The organism is Candidatus Micrarchaeia archaeon, assembly GCA_041653315.1.
GTDB lineage: Archaea > Micrarchaeota > Micrarchaeia > Anstonellales > JAHKLY01 > JAHKLY01.
On record JBAZFO010000062.1, the window covers coordinates 2,933 to 4,301 of the forward strand.

2 protein-coding genes and 1 tRNA gene are annotated in these 1,369 nt (G+C 24.3%); 2 read left to right on the plus strand and 1 reads right to left on the minus strand.

What is annotated here, in order from left to right; all coding sequences use genetic code 11:
* Positions 1 to 12: 12 nt before the first annotated feature.
* Positions 13 to 153: transfer RNA gene (locus WC356_07485), tRNA-Phe, on the minus strand.
* Positions 154 to 325: 172 nt separating this feature from the next.
* Here WC356_07485 and WC356_07490 point away from each other — a divergent pair.
* Both WC356_07490 and WC356_07495 read left to right on the plus strand, forming a co-directional pair.
* Positions 326 to 1,075, plus strand: coding sequence for a hypothetical protein (locus tag WC356_07490; protein ID MFA5382984.1), 750 nt, complete (start codon positions 326 to 328; stop codon positions 1,073 to 1,075).
* Positions 1,076 to 1,132: 57 nt separating this feature from the next.
* The coding region (locus WC356_07495) for a glutamate--tRNA ligase (protein MFA5382985.1) at positions 1,133 to 1,369 on the plus strand (237 nt) is incomplete at its 3' end.

Consider the following 1,369-nt stretch of genomic DNA (forward strand, 5'->3'; position numbering starts at 1 on the left):
TTTGCCAAAAAATGCCACGGGCCGGATTTTCATTCCTGCTTTTTTTCTTTTTAGTGCAGGTTTTTCTTTTTTCTTAAAAAAGAAAAAAGTGCATTTGAACCAGCGACACCTCCGTCTTCAGCGGAGTGCTCTCCCAGACTGAGCTACCGCGGCATTTAATATACTGCAGACTTTTCACAAAGTGAAAAACAACCCCCGTATTTAATATATATTAAATTTGCCATGAAATAAAAAACAAACCTTGTATTTAAAAAATTTACATGACAACGTCTATATAAATATATAGATTGTAAATATTTATTAAGGAACAGGATTTAAATATGTTATGTTCGTAAAAAATAGTGATAATATGATGGGAATTATAAAACATACGATTAAAGCGTATACAAAAAATTTAAATTTAATCTTTGTATTTTCAATACCATTACTTATTGCATTTTTAATTCCAATATTCGTACAATTACCCACCTTCTCAGCAGCAGGTGGAATATATCTAAGAACAGGTAGCTTACCAAATTTAAGTTTAATTGATATTATAATAATGGTATGTTCTTTTTTAATATCTTTATACTTAATATCATTAGCAATTGTGAATATTAATTTAATTATCAAAGCCCAAAGAACAAGTTTAAATATTAAAAGAGAAGTTATAAAAAGAATGAAAACTTCAACTCTAAATGTCTTTTTATTATATATCACTTTTACTTTAATATTATTTGCTATCCAATTATTAACTTATAGAATAGGAATGCAAAATATTTTAGCACCAATATTAAGTTTATTAGCAGCAGTTCCTTTTTTCTATGCACCTTCTGCATTAGTAATTGATGACGTTAGCCCAGAAAAAGCAGTTTTATCTTCAATAAACCATATTAGAAGAAAAATATTAAGCTTCATTTTCTTTTTAATTGTTGGATTCATTTTAATCTCTATTTTAACATTTGTTTTATTAAATATAAATCTAGGTGGAATTGAATCTTTATTAATTATAGTTTTAAATTCATTGATTATAATACCTATTTTAGTAGTAATGCAAACTCAAATATTTATATCAAAATATTCTATAATCCATTAATTTTTCTTTTTTTTGAATTAGATAATGCTTTTAATATTATTTAAATAAAATATTTATATGAATAAAGAGGAATTAATTAAAAATATACAAAAATATACTTTACAAAATGCTTATGAATATGATAAAGCTAAAGCTGGAAATATTATAGGAAAAATTATTGCTGATTTACCAGAATGTAAAAAAGACATGAAAGATACAATGAACTTAATTGAAAAAGAAATTGAAAAAGTAAACAAAATGAAAAAAGAAGAAATTGAAAAGGAAATGAAAAAGTATGAGTATACAACAGAAAAA

Excerpts from the sequence above, each read along its gene's own strand:
- WC356_07490 (MFA5382984.1), top strand. The coding sequence starts at position 326 with ATGTTCGTAAAAAATAGTGATAATATGATGGGAATTATAAAACATACG.